This is a genomic window from Mesorhizobium sp. M7A.F.Ca.MR.176.00.0.0 (assembly GCF_004023165.1).
Classification (GTDB): Bacteria; Pseudomonadota; Alphaproteobacteria; order Rhizobiales; family Rhizobiaceae; genus Mesorhizobium.
This window is the reverse complement of sequence record NZ_RZTC01000001.1, coordinates 78,224-96,266: the sequence shown is the minus strand read 5'-3', so window position 1 is coordinate 96,266 and position 18,043 is coordinate 78,224. Positions and strand designations below refer to the sequence as shown.

Below are 18,043 nucleotides of genomic sequence, written 5' to 3'. Positions count from 1 at the left end.
GTTGGTAGGCAAGATGATGGAGTTCTTGGTCGCCAATATGGAGGTTTCGGGGGAAAGCCCGTCTCGGCCTTGAGAACGCAGGGTGGCCATGGTTCCGCCTGGCACCAAGCACCACAAAGGTTCGACGGCGTGGCCGTCGAGCCAAAGCAGAGCAGCCTTGCATCTGTTGTGGGAATGCTTGATCGCATCGGGTGTGGCTATCTGATCCTGAACAGCGACAGGAAGGTCATGGAGTGGAATTCAGCCGCTCAAAACACCTTGGAGCGCGAGGGCGAGGCAGCTGATACGGCCGGCAAGGTGTCGGTTGCTCTGAGGCGGCTGATCGCAAACGTGCCGGGGAATTTTCTTCCCGGCACGCTTTCATGGGTGGTGATCCGCGGCATGGGCGACAGGCCCTTGGTTTTGAACGAGAAGGGCATAGCAACGCCTGACGCGACGAGTATCGTGGCGCTGCTGGATCGTGAAAACAGGTCCGGGCCAAATCCCCAGACGCTGCAAAGAATGTTTGGTCTGACGAGTGCCGAAACGCAACTCGCGCTGCGCTTGGCGCAGGGCGATGCCCCTTTGGAGATAGCCCGCAAGCGGCGCTTGAGCCGGACCACGATAAGGTCACAGCTGGCGTCGCTGTTCGCCAAGACCGAAACTCGGCGCCAGGCGGAACTGGTAGCTCTTCTTGGGCGCATATGCGTCCTGCCGTGAGGTAACGGCCGTACCATGCGCGCGCGCAACAGGCTTGTGCGCGCGCAATCTGTTGCTGGCGTGCTTGTCCGCCAGACTCACCCTACCGCCGTCGTGTGCGCACCCGGCCCAATCTTGGGCGGATTGCAAACACGTGGTTAAGCACGTGCCAGCCCGCCACCTTCATGACGGAAGGCCGGAAGATCTGAATCCCGTCCAGGAACGTGGTCAACCAGGACTGCTGGTGGAACCTCATGGGAATACGAGCAACCCGCAATGCCCGCAGCAATGTCTCGGGAGGCGGGAGATGGTTGCGGTCCTTGATGAGATTCCAGTTAAGCTGCTTGACGGCGAGGGTCACTTCGTCGACCTCGCGGAAACTCTTTGACGTTGTAATGCTTGGATGGTTCGTCGCATCGTAAAAGGTAAGCGGATCGCTTATCGCCACCATGTCCCCATGGCTGGCTAGATCGACGAAGAACAGTTGATCCACTCCGGCCGGAATCTCTTTGTGCGTGCGCATCAAGCAGCCGGCACGAATGACGTCGCTGTTGATCAACAATGTGGATGGAATAATCCCCAGGCAGCGTGTCGCACGCACCAGATAGAGGTCCATCAGGCACTGCTGGCTGGAATAAAGCGAGATCGGTTCCTGCTCCTTGGGGACTTGGCGAAATCGCACTCGCTTGTCCTCGATTATGTTTGCGGCTGACGTCATGAAGGCGACTGAGGGATACTGTTTGGCAACTTCGGCGAATGTCCTGAGTGCACCTGGCGCAAGCCAGTCATCGTCATGCAGCAACTTGATCCATCGTCCGGAGCAAGCCAGCATAGCGTTGTTGGTGTTCTCCACCTGACCGCGACCTCGACTGTTTTCGATAATGCGGATGCGAGGTTCGCTCCGTGCGTAGTCGGTCACGATAGCCCAAGTCTCGCCCTCCGGTCCCTCGTCGTCGCTCACGAACAACTCCCAATCGGAGTAATCCTGGCCCAAGACGCTGTCGATCGCCCTGCGGATCGTATCCGGTCGACGAAAGGTTGGTATCCCGACCGAGATGAAAGGGCGTGACCATGAGACATCGGCCCGGTCATGCTGGGTGACCGCAACTGCCGCTTGAAGGTTGTCAATCGACGACGAATTCATGGTGTTTTTTCCTCGAGACATTCATGTTGGACGCACGTTGCAGCGCCTGCTGGTTGAGGGTCGTGGGTCAACAGGTAGAGTGATGCTGCCATTTTCAGAGCGAAACCCGACGCGCCGCCGGCGGCCATGAAATAGATGACGGTGACTGGCTGCCAGCCCGCCTGGGCGCCGGCGAGCAGCGGGCCAAACACGAGAACCGCCCGTGCGAGGTCGATGACCAGTCTTGTTCCTTGCCGCCGTAACAGAGCGGGAACGTCGCTGAGCGGAGTCGACAACGCCTGTGCCGCGCCCATCAGCGCCAGTGCGGTCATGATTTCCGCAGTGGGCATCCAAGGCTCGCCCAGAAGCGGAACGACCACATAAGGCGCGGCGAGGCCGAGCAGCAAGATCGGCACCGCGGTAAAGGCGGCGGCCAGCAGGAGAAGCCCGCGCGCCACACCAAGCAGGTGTCCACGATTGCTGTTCCGGTTTGCTTCGGCGACAAAAACATTGCTGAGCGGTGTGGCGATCAGCGTCACCGGACCGGTGACCAGCCGCGCGGCCACGCCCAAATATCCGGCAAATGCGGTGCCGAACAGCCCGCCGACAAGGACTGCTGGAAGATTGTTGATTGCTATGCTCGCGAGCGTTGCGGGAATATCGAACAGAGGAAATTTGTATTCCCGCCGAGCCTTTTCCAATACCGCACGCCAAGGTGCCCAGGCGATGCCACGCAAATCCTCCCAACTCATCACCCGATAGCCGATCACCCCGATGAAGACGAACTGGCTCAGAATATGCGCATGGATCATGGCTTCGCCGCCGAGGTGGGCGATGCCGAAAACCAATTGCAGTGCAGCCATGCTCGCCGGCAGGATCAGGCGCCCGAGAGCAAAATCGCGCAAAAGCCCGGCACGCAGACTCCAGCAGTTCATGGCTTCGACCAGACCTGCGCCTCCCATTCCGATCGGAATGAGCCAGGCGAGCGAGCCGAGGCGATCGGGAGCAAGGTTCGACAGCATCTGTCCGGCCGAAAAGGCCAGGACGGTCGTCACGAACACAGCCAAGAGAACAAGCTTGACCGTCACATAGGCCTGCGCGCTCCCCTTGACCCCATAGAGCGAAGCCTCGAAGCGCAATGCCGCGACCCCGGCGAGTATATTCACGATCGACAGGTAAATCGTAAAGACGCCGAAATCAGCCGGCGAATAGAGCCGCGCCAAAACCGGGATTGCAGCAAGAAGGGTGAGCTGGCCGACAATCGCCATTGCCGACACTCCGCTTGCCGCACGAATGATCGAGCCGATCGGGCTCGGCCGAACAACGATGATGGCTGTGCCGGCCGCAGGAACCGTCTTGGGTCTCAGAAGGTCGCTTGGTGCCATCGGTTCGCGCTTCCGAGGGAGGCAAATATCGGGGATTGCCGGAGCCTACGATGCACACCGGACCTTGCCATCATTCACCTGAATGACGCGCTCTGCTGACAGGCTGCACCGTGAATCGTCCTGGCCGCTCCCTGGATGAACCGCCCCCGGATCGTACGTAGCCCAAGGACGAGCCTGTGGCCGTCATGCTATTTGCTCGCGCAAGAGGTCAGCGCTGTCCTCGAGCCGATATCCGGCATGTTTCTTCAGATTCACTCGCGTGAGGACACTGCCGACAGGTATTGCAAGAGAACCGTTGCCCTGAAGGAGTTCCAGCACCCCGCGAGCGAGGGTGCGTGGCGTTTTCCTCCACCGGATGGCGAAAAGAACCACGTCCGCCCATCCTGGCAGAAATTTGGCTTCCGGCCGCCCCAGCGCCGACGGCAGGTTTATGATCACGATGCGATAGGTCGCGTGCAGATCCGCCATCACTTTGCCTCCGTCCTCGCATGATAGCAGCGCCAGCAGGTCGTCCGACGGAGCGGCGGTCATCACGTCGATCCCGATTTCATGCAGCCTGGCAACGGCACCTTCCAGGTCGCAGCGATTGCAAACATAGTCAGCGAAGGAATGGCGGTTCTTGCGCTCGCTGAACTGGTGCAGGAACTCGAGCGTGAGCTGAACGCCCTTGCGTTCAAGATCGACCAACAGGACTCGACCGCCCAGTCGCGTGCCGGCGAGCGCCAGGCTCCACGCGAGCTCGGTCCCGCCATCCTGCGGCACGCTGGAGGTGACAAGCGCCGTGTACGACGAACGAGCCCTTAGCGCATTTGGTGCCGCCGCGATCAGCAACGACGTCACGGCGCGGCTATATGCGGACCTGCGCTCCCCCAGCACGAGGTTTCGCAGTTGTTTGGCATGCATTCCGCATGCTTCGGGGATCTGCCCCATACATGGAACCTTGAGCACCGCTTCCGCCTCGGCCTCGCCACGGAAAGTCCGGTCAAAATGATTGCGCATCGTGACGTACATCGCCCCAAGGATAGCGAATAGGATCATCCCGGGGGGAACCAGGAAGATGGCTGGCAATGTCTGCGGGATAGTCGGCGGCCAAGCCGCAGACAGGATCGAAATTCCAGCCGAGGGAACTCCGATACGCCGCGTCAAATCCTGTTGTCGACCCAGGAGTTCGTTATATCGCTGCGTCAGCAGGCTGACCTGCGGCTCGAGAGCCCGCAAACCGGAAAGCCGGCTGGCGGTGTCGGCCATGACCGCATCCAGGATGTTCTTTCGGCTTTCGAGAGCGGCGATCTGTGCACGGAAAATGTTTGCATCGGCAGCAATCTTGTCGACGCCTTGTTCGATCTTGCTTTGCGTCGTGGCTCTGAGTTCCTGGTCTGCCGGCGCGAGAGCCTGTCGAGCCGCAAGGTCGGCAAGTTCAGGCGCGCCAATAGCTTCGGCCAGGGTGATGAGAGTGGCCGCTTGCTCTCGAAGCTGCTGGACGTACCGTAGCCGAGATTCCACGGCGGCGAGATCCGCCTTTGACATCGACAATTGCTGGCTGAGGTCGGCCCGTTCCCTGGCTGCATTGTCCGCCGAGCCTTGGTCGACGGCTCCGTGGCTCAGCCGATATTTCTCAAGGCGGTCAGCCGCTGCCTGCAGATCATTTTGCAGCCCGGGCAGACTGGCGGTGATTGCATCGAGCTCTTGCTGGTCGGATGCCTGCCTTTTCTTCGTTAGGGTGTCGACATAAACCTGAGCGAATGTGTTGGCCACGAGCGCCGCCCGCGCGGGGCTGTCATCGGCGAAAGCGACGGAGATTACTCTCGATCGCAGCTCCTGCCCGACCCGCATGCCTCGCCGCAAAGCTCTCAACTCGGAGGCATCCTCGGCTTGTGGACCGTTGGCTGCCTGGTCCGCCCCTGGCCACAGCCGGTCCAGTAGACCGCCGGCAAGCGAGCGTGTCCTCGGGGGAGGGGTGGCAGACGGTTCAAGCCGGGAATTCCTGCTAGCGGAATTGTCCTGTCCGGTTTCCGCCGCACCTGTCTTGCGCAGTGCCGCCATGACGCGGCGCAGGTGATCTTGCGACGATAGCATCGTGATGTGGTCATCTATGCTTGAATCAACGAGGTCCTGCGAAGACGGGGCGCCGACGGGCAGTGAACCGCGCGAGGGGGCGTCGACGATAAGCTGGGTTGTTGACTCGTAGAGAACTGGTCGAAGGCTTCCCAGCAACCCCGCCAACAAGCCGCCCAACACAGCGAAAGCAACAATAGACCATTTTCTCCTTGCCAAAATCACGAAGAGTTGGCGCGACGCGGTGGGCGGCTCGACATATTCACGCAATGACCGCACGTGCACTCTGCCTTCAAGAACCGGTGCTGGTAGTTGATTGACCCGTGGCAGCTGGATCGGGCTGATTGCGGAACCTACCATCTTACACTCCTGCCAGGTCGAGTTCATGAGTTGGGCCGGTTTGCTGTGCTTGCCGATTGGCCTTGCTCCGCCAGGCCTGGAACATCAACGCGGACCACAATTCGCGCGAGCGGTTCTGGCCATCAATGTGATCGCGCCAGCAGGCGTCGATCTTCGCGGTGTCCAATACGTCACTGCTTTCGGTTCGCATGTCGGCGAGAAGATCGGTGGCCCAGTTGCGCAGCGGACCCCGCAGCCATGCAGCGATAGGGACATCGAAGCCTTGTTTCGGACGCTCGATCAGGTGCTGCGGGAGATAGCGGCGTAGCAATTGGCGAAGGATCCATTTGCCGGCGCCATCACGAACTTTCATGTTGGATGGCAGCCGCCAGGAGAATTCGACAACGCGGTGGTCAAGCAGCGGACACCGACCCTCAAGGCTGTTGGCCATGGTGGCACGGTCCAGCTTCACCAAGATATCGCCAGGCAAATAGCCCGCCATGTCATCGTACAGAAGACGGGAGAGCAGGTCGTCAAGCGGCGGACCGCCGTAGCCGTGGGTTGGTTGTGTCGGCCGCTGATATCCCAAGTTTTCAGCCTGTGGCCGCGCCAGCCGCTGAAACAATTCGTCTTCGTTCGATGCCGTGAGCAGCCGGGCGAGGCGTTCCATTCGGTCGCTCCGGATAAAATGCCTCGCGCTCGCAGAGAGCGGCAGTTTGCCAACGGCATCGTCACGTCCGGCGCGTGCGAAAAAACCTGCCCCCGCCGCCAAGGTTCGGCGCAGTTGTCGGGGCAGGTGCAGGTGTCGTTTCAGCCGCTCCGCCATGAAGTGGCGGCCGTATCCTGCGAAGCACTCGTCACCACCGTCGCCCGACAGCGCTACGGTGACGTGCTGACGAGCGAGCCTGGCAACAAGCAAGGTCGGTATTTGCGATTCATCGGCGAAGGGTTCATCCCAGACCTGGGGCAACTCGGGAATGACGTCACGTGCGGCGCTTGGCGAGAGGTGAAGTTCGGAGTGGTCGGTACCCAGATGACGCGCAACGGCCGCTGCGTATGGAGCTTCATCAAAGCCGCCCTCTGCGAACGAGATCGTGAAGCTGCGAACCGGCTTGCAGGATTGGGCCTGCATCAAGGCGATCACGGCTGAGCTGTCGATGCCCCCCGACAGGAAGCCGCCCAAAGGGACGTCGGCGATCATGCGTTCCCGCACAGCCAGCCGAAGCCGGTTGTCCAGTTCGTCAATGAGGTCTTCGTCGGTGCCGATGACGGGGTTCCGTCGCCCATCGGCAGCGACGTCAGCCAGCGACCACCAGCGGTGAACGCATCGGGAAAGACGGTCCGCGCTGCGGTCTTCGGCAAAAGTCGCCGCCGTGACGGAAAGGACGGAACCAGGCGGCAGTTTGAACACGCTTCGCCAGATACAGCGATGGTCCGGTACCCATCCCGTCGAAAGCATTGCCGCGGCGGCATCAAGATCAAGGTCGGGAGAAAAGCCCGGAAAGCAATTGATCGCCTTCAGCTCAGAGGCGAAAACCAGCGCATCTCGGATCGATGCGACATAGAGGGGCTTTTTGCCCATTCTGTCGCGGGCCAGATGCAGGGTTCTTGTCTTGAGATCCCACAATGCGAAGACGAACATCCCGGCAAAGCGATTGAGGGCGGCCTCAAGCCCCCAATGCTCGATTGCGCACAGCATCACTTCGGTGTCGCTGGCGCCTTGAAAGGTTTGGCCCGCACTCTCGAGTTCGCAACGCAAATCGCGAAAATTGTATATCTCACCGTTGAAGGTGATCACGTACCGACCGCTGGCGGAATGCATCGGCTGGTGCCCGGCGGCTGACAGATCGACAATTGCCAACCGCCTGTGGCCCAGTGCGATTCCAGCTTCGCGGTCGATCCAGAGCCCTTGGCCGTCCGGCCCCCGGTGACGCAGCGATGCAGTCATCCGCCCGATCGCTCCGAGCGGCTTTATGTCCGCGGCGTCGGAAGCCAATAGAATTCCCGCGATCCCACACATTAGGACACCCTCGGTTCAGCAAGCTGCCGCCGAAGTGCGGTCGGATTTCCGGCAACGAGGCAGAAAGCCAGCGAAAACCACACGATTGGATGGCGGATGATCAGGTGAGGCATGCTGAAGATTATCGTCGAGACACCAAGCACCAGCAGGGCGTCGAATCCTCCTCGCCAGGCGAAGCACATGGCGGCTCCCCCGATCCAGACCAACGCGATGACGGCGAGCAATCCGCCCTGCAGGTAAAGGTCGAGAACAGTATTGTGCGCTTCGAAAGGTCGCTGCAGAAATTGACGGTCGGCGACGGGCGGCCGCTCGAGGTGAGGACCAGGACCCAGTCCCAGCGACCCGGATTTCAATCCTTTTTCGACGGCCTCCTGCCACAAATAGAGCCGGAGTTCGAACGTTTCGATGGTCCCTTCCCCGCCTTCGTCTTTGGTGAGGTTCTTGGCAAAATTGGCGACGCTGGTCTCTTCGGTGAGCGCGTACGGCGTCATTGCAAGCGCTAGAGGCAAGGAACCCGCCAACAGCAGAATTGCCGCCATGCGGGGCATGCTGGCGCGGCCACTCGCTGCTATCCATGCACGAAGCCTCAATCCGATAAAGATGAGGCAGCTCAGGATGCTGGTGTAGAGATAGGTGTCGCTCTTCGTCAGCCGGCCGACATAGAAGGTCAGGAGCAGGCATGAGAATGCAAGCAAACGAGCCCATGGGTTGCGGGTGGTCGTAGCAAGATGCAAAGCCAGTGGGCCAAAAAGCGCGCAATAGAGCGCAAGTTGGTTCGGGTTCTCGGACCAGCCACGGAACCTGTCCCAGAACCAGGGATCGACGCCGGACTGGTGGGCTACCCCAAATGCCAGTCCCAGCTGAATCACGAAGCTCCCATTGGCGATGGCGATCACCCACCACGCACTGCGGCGAAGGTGACGATCGGCGTCGGGCTCCGCGGCCGCCAAGCATGTGAAGCTTGCCAGCAACACATAGGCCATAACGTCATGTACCAGCCCGGTCAGATAAAGAACGGTGGTCAGGTAACCGACGATCGTGCCGATCCCCAAAGCGAGCGACAGGAGCAGCCAGAAGCTCGCCAGTTGGACAAAAGCGGGTGTGATCTGGAGACGACCGCCAGCGAGTATTCGTCCAATCGCCAGAACGATCCAGATCGCGATGAACAATTCGCCATAGCCGAGCGGCAATCCCGGAACACCCAGTTGCGTCGCATAAGACATCGCAACTCCCAGGGCGAGCAAGGCGTCCCGGATCATTGATGTGCCCCGCCTCGGTGATTTGCGAGGCCGCCTCCAAGCCCGACGGCAGGGAGCGGTCGCATGTGCCCCGCGCGGAGTGTGTTTTCGTAAAGGTCGCAGTACTGGTCGACCACCAGTGGCAGGGCAAACCGCCTCCGGACAAGTTCAACAGAACGGGCGCCCATCGCCTTGGCCGCCGCGCGGTCGGACAGCAAGTCTATCGTTCGCGAGGCGAGGGCATCGGCATCATGCGGCGCAACCAGGTAGCCATTCCATCCGTCTTCGACGACGTCGCTGCAGCCTGGCATCCTTGAGGCCACGATGGGGAGTCCCGCCAGCCCCGCCTCCAGCAATACACGCGGAATCCCCTCGCGATACTGAGTGGGAAAGGCGAATACATCGGACATGCCAAGGAGATCGGCGACATCGCGTCGCGGACCCAAGGCCAGCACATGAGGTGCATGCCGATCGAGCTCCGATTTGTCGATTGCGAATGAGCCCTCGGATTCTCGTGGGCCGACGAGCACAAACCGCGCCGCGGGCCTTGCGGACAGGATGCGAGGGATCGCATTGAGAAGGGTCGCCACGCCTTTCTGGCGCGTCAAACGGCCGACGAAGATCACCACTTCGGCGGACTGAAGGCCGAGGTCCTTTCGCATCTTCGTTGCTGAGGACCCGAGATGGCGCACCGTTGCGAACGCATCGACATCGATTCCGGAACTGCGTATCAGTCGCGAAGTTCCGCGGCCGATCAGCTGAAAGCGCTCGAAGAACAGTTGGTCGTCGCGATTTTGGAATACGGTCGCTGCCGTCCAGGAAGACGCAAGCCATTGCAGTGCGCAATAGACCGGACGCAAGGCCAGGGCTCGAGGCTCCAGCGATGAGAACGTCCACCCCAGTCCGTTGATGGTACGAATGACCGGAACAGTTCCCCGTACCGAAAGGGGCGTCAACAGATTTGGCTTGGTGTCGAAGCTCTGGATGAGGTCAGGCTGAAGCTCCTGCATCAAGCGGCGCATCGTTCGGAGAGTGCGCCATTCCCCGCCTCCGCTTGCAAAGCGGTCGAAGGAGAACCTGTGATGCGAAATGTCATGCCGAAGAAACGGTACGGGAGAACCGCTCGAGACCGCCGTAACGCGAAAGCCTTTCTCTCGCAGCGCGATGAGGAAGGGAACTCTCAAGGCGTGATCCTCGCCTCCTACGCAGACCAGGTGCGGGTTCATCTGCCTCTCCCAAGCGCACATGGCCGATTGGCTCTCGATGCTGCCATGGCCCGGTTTTCATCACCTCTGAGCGCATGCCGCCCGAGTGCACGCTAGGGGGACACCAGGTGCCTGTCCTCGTCCGTTTGAATGACACAAGGGATGTTTGGAAGGGTGGCGACCAGCGAGGCGAGATTCCCTCGCGATTGCCGGAGCGTTCATGTGACTCGTGTCTTGCGGGATGAGCGCGGTGCTTGCCTGAGCCGGTACGGGTGGCTGGTCTGCGCACCTTGGTTGTCAAAGGTTTTCGAGTGTCCAATTGCGGCGGCGCGGTGCCTGAGCTCCGCGGTTCGCTGATGGCAAAAAATCTTTGACGCGTGGTTGCGCTGGGCCGTCAAGTCGGCCCTCGGCCCGCGTCGCCCGGTCTTCAGGACGGAACCGGCACGTCAGCTGTTGGTCCACTCATCCGGAACATCTGTCGGCGAGGCCCAGGGGCCTCGCCGACTTCTTAAAGCATTTCTTCGCTGGGCTGGTTCAGGTGACCAGGAAAGACGATGCGGTAATCGACAGATGCGGAGAGAGGCTCGCGAAATGGATCTGGTTTGCGCCTCCGACGCCGTCGCTGTCGAAAGAAAGAGCTCCCGTCGAACTGTTGTAGATAATGTGATCGGAACTGTCATGCGCGGTTTTGCCGGCAAAGAAAGCGTCCGACGAGAGGCCCCCCTGATCGAGACCGGCAAAGATGGAATGATCGAGGTGGATTTTGTCCTGGGCTTTGTTGAAATCAGTGATCCTGTCGACATTTCCGTCGCCAAGAGCGGTACTGAAAACGAAGACATCACTGCCGCGGCCGCCGGTCAAAGTATCGGCTCCACCGCCGCCGTCGATCTTGTTGGCGCCGGCGTTGCCTTTGACGGTCTGAGCGAACTCATTGCCCGTCAGGTCGATCGCGGCCTTGCTGGACGCCTTGCTGGTCGCGAGTTGTTCGATGTGCGAGCCAGCCGATAGGGCGAAACTCACAGAGGCGAGGACTTTATCGATGCCGCTGCCCTTCTGCTCCACCACCTTGTCGTGAGCATTGTCGACGGAGTAGGTGTCATTGCCACCATATCCGGTCATCTTGTCGGCGCCACCGCCACCATTAATCTTGTTGGCGCCGCCATTCCCATAGATAGCTTGATCGAATTCGTTGCCGGTCAAGTTGATGGACCCCCTGCCACCCGAACTGGCGGTGGAGAGCTGCTCGATATGTGAGCCCGCCGTAAGAGCGTAACTCACCGAGGCCGCGACCTTGTCGAACCCCCCGCTTGGCGCTTCCATCGCCTTGTCATGGGCATTGTTGACGAGATATTTGTCATTGCCCGTGGTCGCGTGAAAAACGTCTGCGCCGCGCGTGCCATGGAAGACATGATCGCTGTCCGACGGGGCCGGCGCGGCCGGAACTGGAGCGGCGGCATCTGTCGGAGGCGTGGCCGGAGCAGGGGCGGCGACGTCGGTTGGAGGCGGGGTCGTGGTATCGATCGGATCGGTTACTGGGGGGGCGGCAGAGCCACCGGTGCTTTGGAGGTTGTGCTGCTGGAAGAAGGCCTGCAGCGCCGGCGAATTCTCCAGAGCTGTGTCTCCGTTCTGCGAACCCCAAGCATAGGCATAATCGAAAGCAGGCGACGGAACCAGTGCTGCCCAATGATCTATCATCGTTTGCATCTGTTCCGTCGTCGGCATCTGATGCTTCCCGCCCGTGTCGGTCGTCCAGTTGCCACCGCCAAAAGTCTGGTAGACCGGAATGATCTTGTCGATCGGGATGCCGGACTTCACTGCCGCGCCCACGGCCCTGTCGATCATGTTGTAGTCGACCGTGCTCACGTCATCGCGCACCGGGTACGGGTCCAACCCGTAATAGTCGATGCCTGTATTGGCCGGATTATAGGTATTGGAAAAATCCGGATTTGTAGGAGACCCCATATTCATCATGGTGACGAAGGTCTTGGCGCCCGGAAAATGGGAATGGATCCAATCCGATTCCGCTTTCAGGTTTTCGGCAGTTGCATATGTGCCCCACCTGCCGGTGGGATCCGGCTCGTCCATCAGGAAAAATCCGAACACCTTCGGATTGTTCAGAAATGGTGTAACTTTATCAATGAAGGAGGAGGTGACGCCGTCGTGCTCGCCGAGATAGACGAGGCCTTTCATGCCGTCCGGCAAAGCATTGACCTGCGAGAGATATTGAACATCGACAAGGTTGAACCCGGCGGTTGCGACTTCGGTGGCTGATCCACCGGACGCATAATGGAGTGTCATCCAATAATCCTTTGGTTGATTCGATTCTTGCCCCGCGTCTGCTTAGGTGATTGCTACATTAGGATGAAATCAAATACGAAACACAGGGGGATAGAATGTTTGATTGATCTAAGTTGTTGCTCAGTAGCAGGTATTTTGCTCAGCCGACCGTGGCACCTTTGAAAGTGTTTGGGAGCAAGGACATACGCCTCTTTTGCCGGCTCCGTTCTGACCAGTTCCTTTAGCGAAAATCGTCATCTTTCGGGAAGTTATCCCCAGACAGGGAGACGTCGGCGGTCGCGTTTCGCTGGTTCAGGCCACGAATCCGCTGCATTTTCCTCAAAGTCGACGTATGTAAGCAGAGCGTAATAAGGGGGGGCGACGGATAGCGGCTGCTATGCGCACTAAGAAAGGTTTGAGCCATTACAACTTACGGAAGTAACGGCGCGGCAGTGTCGCGCGAACGACCGCTGGTCATGAAAACATCGGGGGCCGGATCTCCCGAGCTACGTTCCGCCATTCTCGCCTGCATGCCTGGGCTGCTTGGCGTGGCGCTGTTCTCGGCAGTGATAAACATTCTCGCTCTGACCGGTTCGGTCTATATGTTGCAGATCTACGATCGCGTTCTGCCGTCGCAGAGCGTTCCCACCCTGGTGGGGTTCACGATCGGAATGCTGGGTCTGTATGCGGTCTATGGGCTTCTGGATTTCGTGCGGCTTCGCGTGTTGGTCCGCATCGGCAGCCGTCTCTATAGGAATTTGCAGCAAAAGGTGTTCTCCATCTCCCTGTCCCTGCCGCTCAAGGCAGGGCGTGATGCGGACCGTCTGCAGCCTTTGCACGATCTCGACCGACTGCGCGGCTTTCTTTCCGGAACGGGACCGACGGTTATCTTCGACGCCCCGTGGATCCCCTTTTATCTGCTGATCATTTATTTGCTCCATCCTTCGCTCGGCCTGCTGGCGACGGTCGGTGCGATCGCCGTGGTCCTCCTGACAGCGATTGCGGAAGTGTTTAGCCGAGGCCCCGCCGCGCGTGCCTCGGAGGAGCTGCTGTCGCAGCGGGCGCTTGCCGATTCCGGCCGCCGCAACGCCGAAGTCGTTCACGCAATGGGGCTTTCTGGTCGACTGGCTCGACGCTGGAGCGACGTCAGCAGAACCTATCTCGCCCAGCAGGAACGTCTCTCGGACGTCGTTGGTGGCGCCAGTTCGCTGTCGAAGGCCCTGCGGATGGCGTTGCAGTCCTGTGTTCTCGGTCTCGGCGCTTACCTGGTGATCGGCGGCGAGGCTTCACCTGGGGTGATCATCGCATCTTCCATTTTGCTTGGCCGCGCCTTGGCCCCGGTCGATGCTGCGATCGCAAACTGGAGAGGCTTTCTGTCGGCCCGGCGCAGCTATTCCGAGCTGGCAGCGGTCATGGCGGCATTCGGCCGCCAGGACGAGCCAATGGAGTTGCCTCGGCCGCAGGCGCGGTTTGCGGTCGAGCAATTGACCATTGCGCCGCCCGGCTTGCCAAAGCCAACCGTGGTCAATGTGAGCTTCCATCTGTCGAGAGGCGCTGGGATGGCCGTAATCGGCCCAAGCGGTTCCGGCAAGACAACTTTGGTGCGTTCGTTGGTCGGGGTGTGGAAGCCGCTCCATGGCTCGGTGAGATTGGACGGCGCCTCTCTCGATCAATGGAACTCGGAACAGCTCGGCGCCCATATCGGCTACATGCCGCAGGATGTGGAGTTGTTTGACGGCACGGTAGCAGACAACATTTCGAGGTTCCGAGGCAAGACGGATCCAAAAGGCGTCCTTGCGGCGGCAAGAGCAGCCGGCGTCGAGAAAATGATAATGCAACTCCCCCAGGGATTTCAGACCCGCATCGGCGAGGGCGGAGCGGCCCTGTCGGCAGGGCAGAGGCAACTCGTGGGTCTCGCCCGAGCACTTTATGGCGAGCCGTTTCTTGTCGTGCTCGACGAGCCGAACTCGAACCTCGACGTGGACGGGGACACTGCCCTGGCCGGCGCCATACGGGCAGTGCGTCAGCGCGGAGGCATCGTCATTGTCGTTGCGCATCGTCCTTCGGCACTCGCCAACATCGATCAGGTACTGGTTATGTCGAATGGAACGGTTCATGCCTTTGGCTCGCGCGAGCAGGTCTTGGCGAACGTGCTCCGACCTTCACCGCCTGTTTCACCTCGGCCATCTTCTTTGGCGCCGATACCGGGGGTTGCCGGGCATGCATGAGGCTCTGCTCGAAACATTCGTCACCTTCTCGTCGTATGCTCGGACCCTTCGTGGCAGCAAACCGCCTGCCGTGAGCGCGCCAGATCTGTCGGACGGTATACGGGCCAACCTGATATTCGGCTTGGCGATTACCGGTCTGCTGGTTCTTGGCGGCGGTCTATGGCTGGGATTGACCAAGATCGCCGGCGCTGTGGTTGCACCAGCCACCGTGGTGGTGGAAACCAACGTCAAGAAGGTCCAGCATCAAACCGGAGGCACAGTGGGCGGGATCTTCGCGCAGGACGGAGATCATGTGCGAGCCGGCGACGTGCTGGTCAGGCTGGATGACACGCTGACTCGCGCGAACCTGCAAATCATCAGCGAGGATCTCGATCGCGCGACCGTCCGCCTCGCCCGGTTGGAGGCCGAGCGCACGGGCCTGGCGGAAATGCAACTGCCGGTCGACCTGAAGGCGCGAATGAACCAACCGGAGCTGGCTGCGCTCGTCAATGGCGAGCGCGCCCTCTTTGAAACGCGCGCTTCGGCTTTGGCTGGACAGAAGGCACAGTTGAGAAGCCAATCCCAGCAACTTGAACGTCAGATCGACGGCCTTAAGGCGCAACAGAGCGCGGTGGATGAATCGGTTGCTCTGCTGAACAAGGATTTCGCGGACGTTGATTCCCTCTACGCCAAAAAACTCGTCTCCAAGGAGAGGCTAAGCAACATCAAGCTGGATGCCACCCGGGCCAGGGGAGAATCGGGGCGCCTCGCTGCAGCAGTAGCTGAAGCGCAGGCGCGCATCAGCGAAACGGGGTTGCAGATGCTGCAACTGGATGACCAAAGGCGCACTGACGTGACGACCGAACTCCGCGAGACGGAAGCCAAGCAGACCGAACTCAACGAACGGAGGATTGTGGCCCAGGATGAATTGACCAAGACAACGATCCGCGCGCCGCAGTCCGGGACGATACAGGAATCGGCTGTCCATACCGTCGGCGGCGTTATCGCGCCTGGCGAGATGCTCATGACCATTGTACCTGATGCCGATGATCTTGTGGTGGACGCGCTGATCCCGCCGTCGCGGGTCGACGACGTCCGCCCGGGGCAGCCGGTATCGATCCGTTTTCCGGCGTTCGACGTGGGAACCACTCCGGTCTGCCAAGGGTCAGTGAAACACATCTCGGCAGATCTGATTAAAGATCCGCAACGTCAGCTTTCCTATTTCTCGGCGCGTATCAAGGTTGAAAGCAAATCGAACTGCCTGACGGAAGCGAAGGTGCTGAGGCCAGGCATGCCCGCCGAGGTTCATATCCGCACCGATGAACGCAATGTCTGGTCTTATCTGTTGAAACCCTTTGTGGATCAGATGTCCAAGGCGTTTACGCAGTGATGGCGAGGTGGAGGAGGGTGAGCCAATAGGATATCGGGATTTCTGGCGGCCCGACGGCTTTTGGGGGCGGGCGGCCGTCGAGCCTAACCGGCGACGCGGGGATGAAGCGCCTCCGGCTGGAGGAAACATGCGCGTTATGTGACGCCACCGCATCATTCGAATAGCGAGGCTGGATTACCGCCCCCAGACGACGGCATTCTCGTGCCGTTTGATGATGTGCTTCAGATTCTCGAAGGCGGTCGTGACGTGGCCGGCGAAGCGCTCTGCCGCGGGCGAGCGTGGCCCGCTGACCCGGCGCAGGATTCCAAGCGAGCGGCTGGGCTGCGGAATTTCATAGGGTAGCACCGTCACCCGGTTTTCCTTGCGCTGCGCGAAGACCACGGAGAACGGCAGCACCGCCAGCGCATCGGTTTCGGCAAGGAAGTTGATCACGCTCATCAGCGAGCCTCCCGAATAGCGGACGTTGAGGTCCGACATGCCGATGCTCATCAGGATCATCTGCAGGTCCGACATCAGCGGAGAACCGGGTAGCGGGGCAACCCAGGGAAAGCTGGTCAGGTCATGCGCCCTGAGGCGGCGATTTCGCAGCAGGGGATGGTCGGGCCGGCAAGCCACGACGTTGCGTCCGGGCAGGATTTCCGTGAATTCGAAGCCAGGTCCCAGGTCGAGCACGCCGATCGGCACGATCCCGAGATCGATCTGGTTGCTCTCCAGCGCCGCGACCATCTCGGGCAGGTTCATGTAGCTTTGCTGGACGGTGACCTCGGGCTCGAGCTTCTGGAATTCTCCGATCATCCGGCTGATCATCGCATCCATGAAGAAAGGCACACCGCCGACACGGACGACGCCCTTGGTGCCTTTCATGAAGCCCTGCACCGCATCCGACGCCTTGCGCGACGCGGTGATGATCGTGCGGCCCTGCGCCGCCAGCTGGAAGCCGAGCGGTGTCGCCTGCAGCGGCCGGCGGCCCTTGAGGAAAAGCGGCTCGCCCACCCGTGCCTCCAGCATGGCCAGCGATCGGCTGACTGCCGGCTGGGTCAGGCCCAGCATAGCGGCTCCTTCCGACACGCCGCCTGCATCCAGCACCGCGGCGAGCTGCATGAGGTGGCGCTCGTTCAGCTTCATAGCAAAACGCTATACAAGGGACGCCACATCTCATCAAGCATCGCGTCAGGCCGTGCTATCCCGCTTGGCAAGGGGAAGGGAGGCCCCGGCGGGATGCACGGCCAGCACGACCCGAAGCGAGATGAATTCCCCAAGGCGATCTCGACACAGGCCGAGGAATTCTCACGGCGCCTGACGGCAATGGGCCAGTCCCGCCTGGCGGCGGCGGCACAGGCAGCCGTCGACGGTTTGCACGCGCTGATCGTCGAGTTGCGGCCCTCCGGCGAGGAATTCCGGCAGGCGATCGATTTTCTGACCGAGGTTGGCCACTACGCCGATGCGCGGCGCCAGGAATGGGTGCTGTTCGCCGACGTCCTGGGCGTGTCTTCGCTGATCGAGGATCAGAACAGCCCGCGCCCTGTTGGGGCGACCCCAAACACCCTGGCCGGCCCCTTCTACCGGGCCGACGTGCCGGAGATGCCGCTCGGCGCGAACATTTCGCGCGATCACAAGGGTGAGCCGCTGGAAGTTGCCGGCCGGATCGTCGCGCTCGACGGCGCGGGGATCGGCGATTCGATGGTCGAGATCTGGCAGGCCAATGCCGAGGGTCTCTACGAGAACCAGGAACCTGATAGGCAGCCTGAATTCAATCTGCGCGGACGCTTCCGTACCGATCCGCAGGGGCGGTTCCGCTTCACGACGGTGAAGCCGAAGGGCTACACGCTGCCGTCGGACGGCCCAGTCGGCCAATTGATGTCGGCACTTGGCCTTGGCCTCGAGCGGCCGGCCCACATCCATTTTCGCGTCTCGGCGGAGGGCTTCGAAACGCTGACGACCCACATCTTCGACCGGTCGGACCCCGCGATCGGCCGGGATGCCATCTTCGGGGTCAAACCCGAACTCATGGCCGAGTTCCGCGCGCTGCCGCCCAACGGAGGAAAACGGAAGCACGCGCTCGACCTCAACCTCGTGCTCTGCCCGCAGCGGCGGGGCGAAACCGAAACCTCTGGGAGGAGATGACC

12 protein-coding genes are annotated in these 18,043 nt (G+C 60.8%); 4 read left to right on the top strand and 8 right to left on the bottom strand.

Translation table 11 applies throughout. The features are described 5' to 3' along the window. The first annotated feature begins 69 nt into the window (after positions 1-69). Positions 70-699, top strand: a complete 630-nt coding sequence (locus tag EOB59_RS00405; protein WP_245466793.1) for a helix-turn-helix transcriptional regulator — start codon at positions 70-72, stop codon at positions 697-699. 82 nt (positions 700-781) lie between these two features. Here the strand turns inward: EOB59_RS00405 and EOB59_RS00400 are convergent, their stop codons facing one another. From EOB59_RS00400 to EOB59_RS00370, 7 genes are all read right to left on the bottom strand, one after another. Beyond that, positions 782-1,822: a glycosyltransferase family 2 protein gene (locus EOB59_RS00400; RefSeq protein ID WP_128287390.1), complete on the bottom strand. Its 1,041-nt coding sequence runs from the start codon at positions 1,820-1,822 to the stop codon at positions 782-784. Beyond that, a complete protein-coding gene (locus EOB59_RS00395; protein WP_127811190.1) occupies positions 1,819-3,186 on the bottom strand; it encodes a lipopolysaccharide biosynthesis protein in 1,368 nt (455 codons plus the stop codon). Before EOB59_RS00395 ends, EOB59_RS00400 begins: the two co-directional genes overlap by 4 nt. 183 nt (positions 3,187-3,369) lie before the next feature. Beyond that, positions 3,370-5,601: an exopolysaccharide transport family protein gene (locus tag EOB59_RS00390; protein ID WP_128287389.1), complete on the bottom strand. Its 2,232-nt coding sequence runs from the start codon at positions 5,599-5,601 to the stop codon at positions 3,370-3,372. 1 nt (position 5,602) lies between these two features. Continuing rightward, positions 5,603-7,600: an asparagine synthase (glutamine-hydrolyzing) gene (gene asnB / locus EOB59_RS00385; RefSeq protein WP_128287388.1), complete on the bottom strand. Its 1,998-nt coding sequence runs from the start codon at positions 7,598-7,600 to the stop codon at positions 5,603-5,605. Further along, positions 7,600-8,859, bottom strand: coding sequence for an O-antigen ligase family protein (locus EOB59_RS00380; RefSeq protein WP_128287387.1), 1,260 nt, complete (start codon positions 8,857-8,859; stop codon positions 7,600-7,602). The genes asnB and EOB59_RS00380 overlap by 1 nt, the downstream gene beginning before the upstream one ends. Continuing rightward, the gene (locus EOB59_RS00375) at positions 8,856-10,064 is read right to left on the bottom strand and encodes a glycosyltransferase family 4 protein (RefSeq protein WP_128287386.1); all 1,209 of its coding nucleotides are present in this window, start codon (positions 10,062-10,064) and stop codon (positions 8,856-8,858) included. The genes EOB59_RS00380 and EOB59_RS00375 overlap by 4 nt, the downstream gene beginning before the upstream one ends. A 513-nt stretch (positions 10,065-10,577) precedes the next feature. Further along, positions 10,578-12,341 (bottom strand): calcium-binding protein, encoded by a 1,764-nt coding sequence (locus tag EOB59_RS00370; protein ID WP_128287385.1) that lies wholly within the window; start codon positions 12,339-12,341, stop codon positions 10,578-10,580. A 455-nt stretch (positions 12,342-12,796) separates the two neighbouring features. On the opposite strand from EOB59_RS00370, the gene EOB59_RS00365 reads away from it, so the two are divergent. Continuing rightward, positions 12,797-14,548 (top strand): type I secretion system permease/ATPase, encoded by a 1,752-nt coding sequence (locus EOB59_RS00365; protein WP_164873899.1) that lies wholly within the window; start codon positions 12,797-12,799, stop codon positions 14,546-14,548. Next, complete coding sequence (locus EOB59_RS00360) at positions 14,541-15,917, top strand: HlyD family type I secretion periplasmic adaptor subunit (RefSeq protein ID WP_127811186.1); 1,377 nt, start codon at positions 14,541-14,543, stop codon at positions 15,915-15,917. Before EOB59_RS00365 ends, EOB59_RS00360 begins: the two co-directional genes overlap by 8 nt. A 174-nt stretch (positions 15,918-16,091) precedes the next feature. On the opposite strand, the gene EOB59_RS00355 is transcribed toward EOB59_RS00360, so the two are convergent. Next, complete coding sequence (locus EOB59_RS00355) at positions 16,092-17,042, bottom strand: LysR family transcriptional regulator (RefSeq protein WP_023808937.1); 951 nt, start codon at positions 17,040-17,042, stop codon at positions 16,092-16,094. Between the two features lie 93 nt (positions 17,043-17,135). On the opposite strand from EOB59_RS00355, the gene EOB59_RS00350 reads away from it, so the two are divergent. Beyond that, positions 17,136-18,041: a dioxygenase gene (locus EOB59_RS00350; protein WP_127811185.1), complete on the top strand. Its 906-nt coding sequence runs from the start codon at positions 17,136-17,138 to the stop codon at positions 18,039-18,041. Positions 18,042-18,043 lie beyond the last annotated feature (2 nt).

Excerpts from the sequence above, each read along its gene's own strand:
- EOB59_RS00400 (WP_128287390.1), bottom strand. The coding sequence starts at position 1,822 with ATGAATTCGTCGTCGATTGACAACCTTCAAGCGGCAGTTGCGGTCACC.
- EOB59_RS00395 (WP_127811190.1), bottom strand. The coding sequence starts at position 3,186 with ATGGCACCAAGCGACCTTCTGAGACCCAAGACGGTTCCTGCGGCCGGC.
- EOB59_RS00390 (WP_128287389.1), bottom strand. The coding sequence starts at position 5,601 with ATGGTAGGTTCCGCAATCAGCCCGATCCAGCTGCCACGGGTCAATCAA.
- asnB (WP_128287388.1), bottom strand. The coding sequence starts at position 7,600 with ATGTGTGGGATCGCGGGAATTCTATTGGCTTCCGACGCCGCGGACATA.
- EOB59_RS00380 (WP_128287387.1), bottom strand. The coding sequence starts at position 8,859 with ATGATCCGGGACGCCTTGCTCGCCCTGGGAGTTGCGATGTCTTATGCG.
- EOB59_RS00375 (WP_128287386.1), bottom strand. The coding sequence starts at position 10,064 with ATGAACCCGCACCTGGTCTGCGTAGGAGGCGAGGATCACGCCTTGAGA.
- EOB59_RS00370 (WP_128287385.1), bottom strand. The coding sequence starts at position 12,341 with ATGACACTCCATTATGCGTCCGGTGGATCAGCCACCGAAGTCGCAACC.
- EOB59_RS00365 (WP_164873899.1), top strand. The coding sequence starts at position 12,797 with ATGAAAACATCGGGGGCCGGATCTCCCGAGCTACGTTCCGCCATTCTC.
- EOB59_RS00360 (WP_127811186.1), top strand. The coding sequence starts at position 14,541 with ATGCATGAGGCTCTGCTCGAAACATTCGTCACCTTCTCGTCGTATGCT.
- EOB59_RS00355 (WP_023808937.1), bottom strand. The coding sequence starts at position 17,042 with ATGAAGCTGAACGAGCGCCACCTCATGCAGCTCGCCGCGGTGCTGGAT.
- EOB59_RS00350 (WP_127811185.1), top strand. The coding sequence starts at position 17,136 with ATGCACGGCCAGCACGACCCGAAGCGAGATGAATTCCCCAAGGCGATC.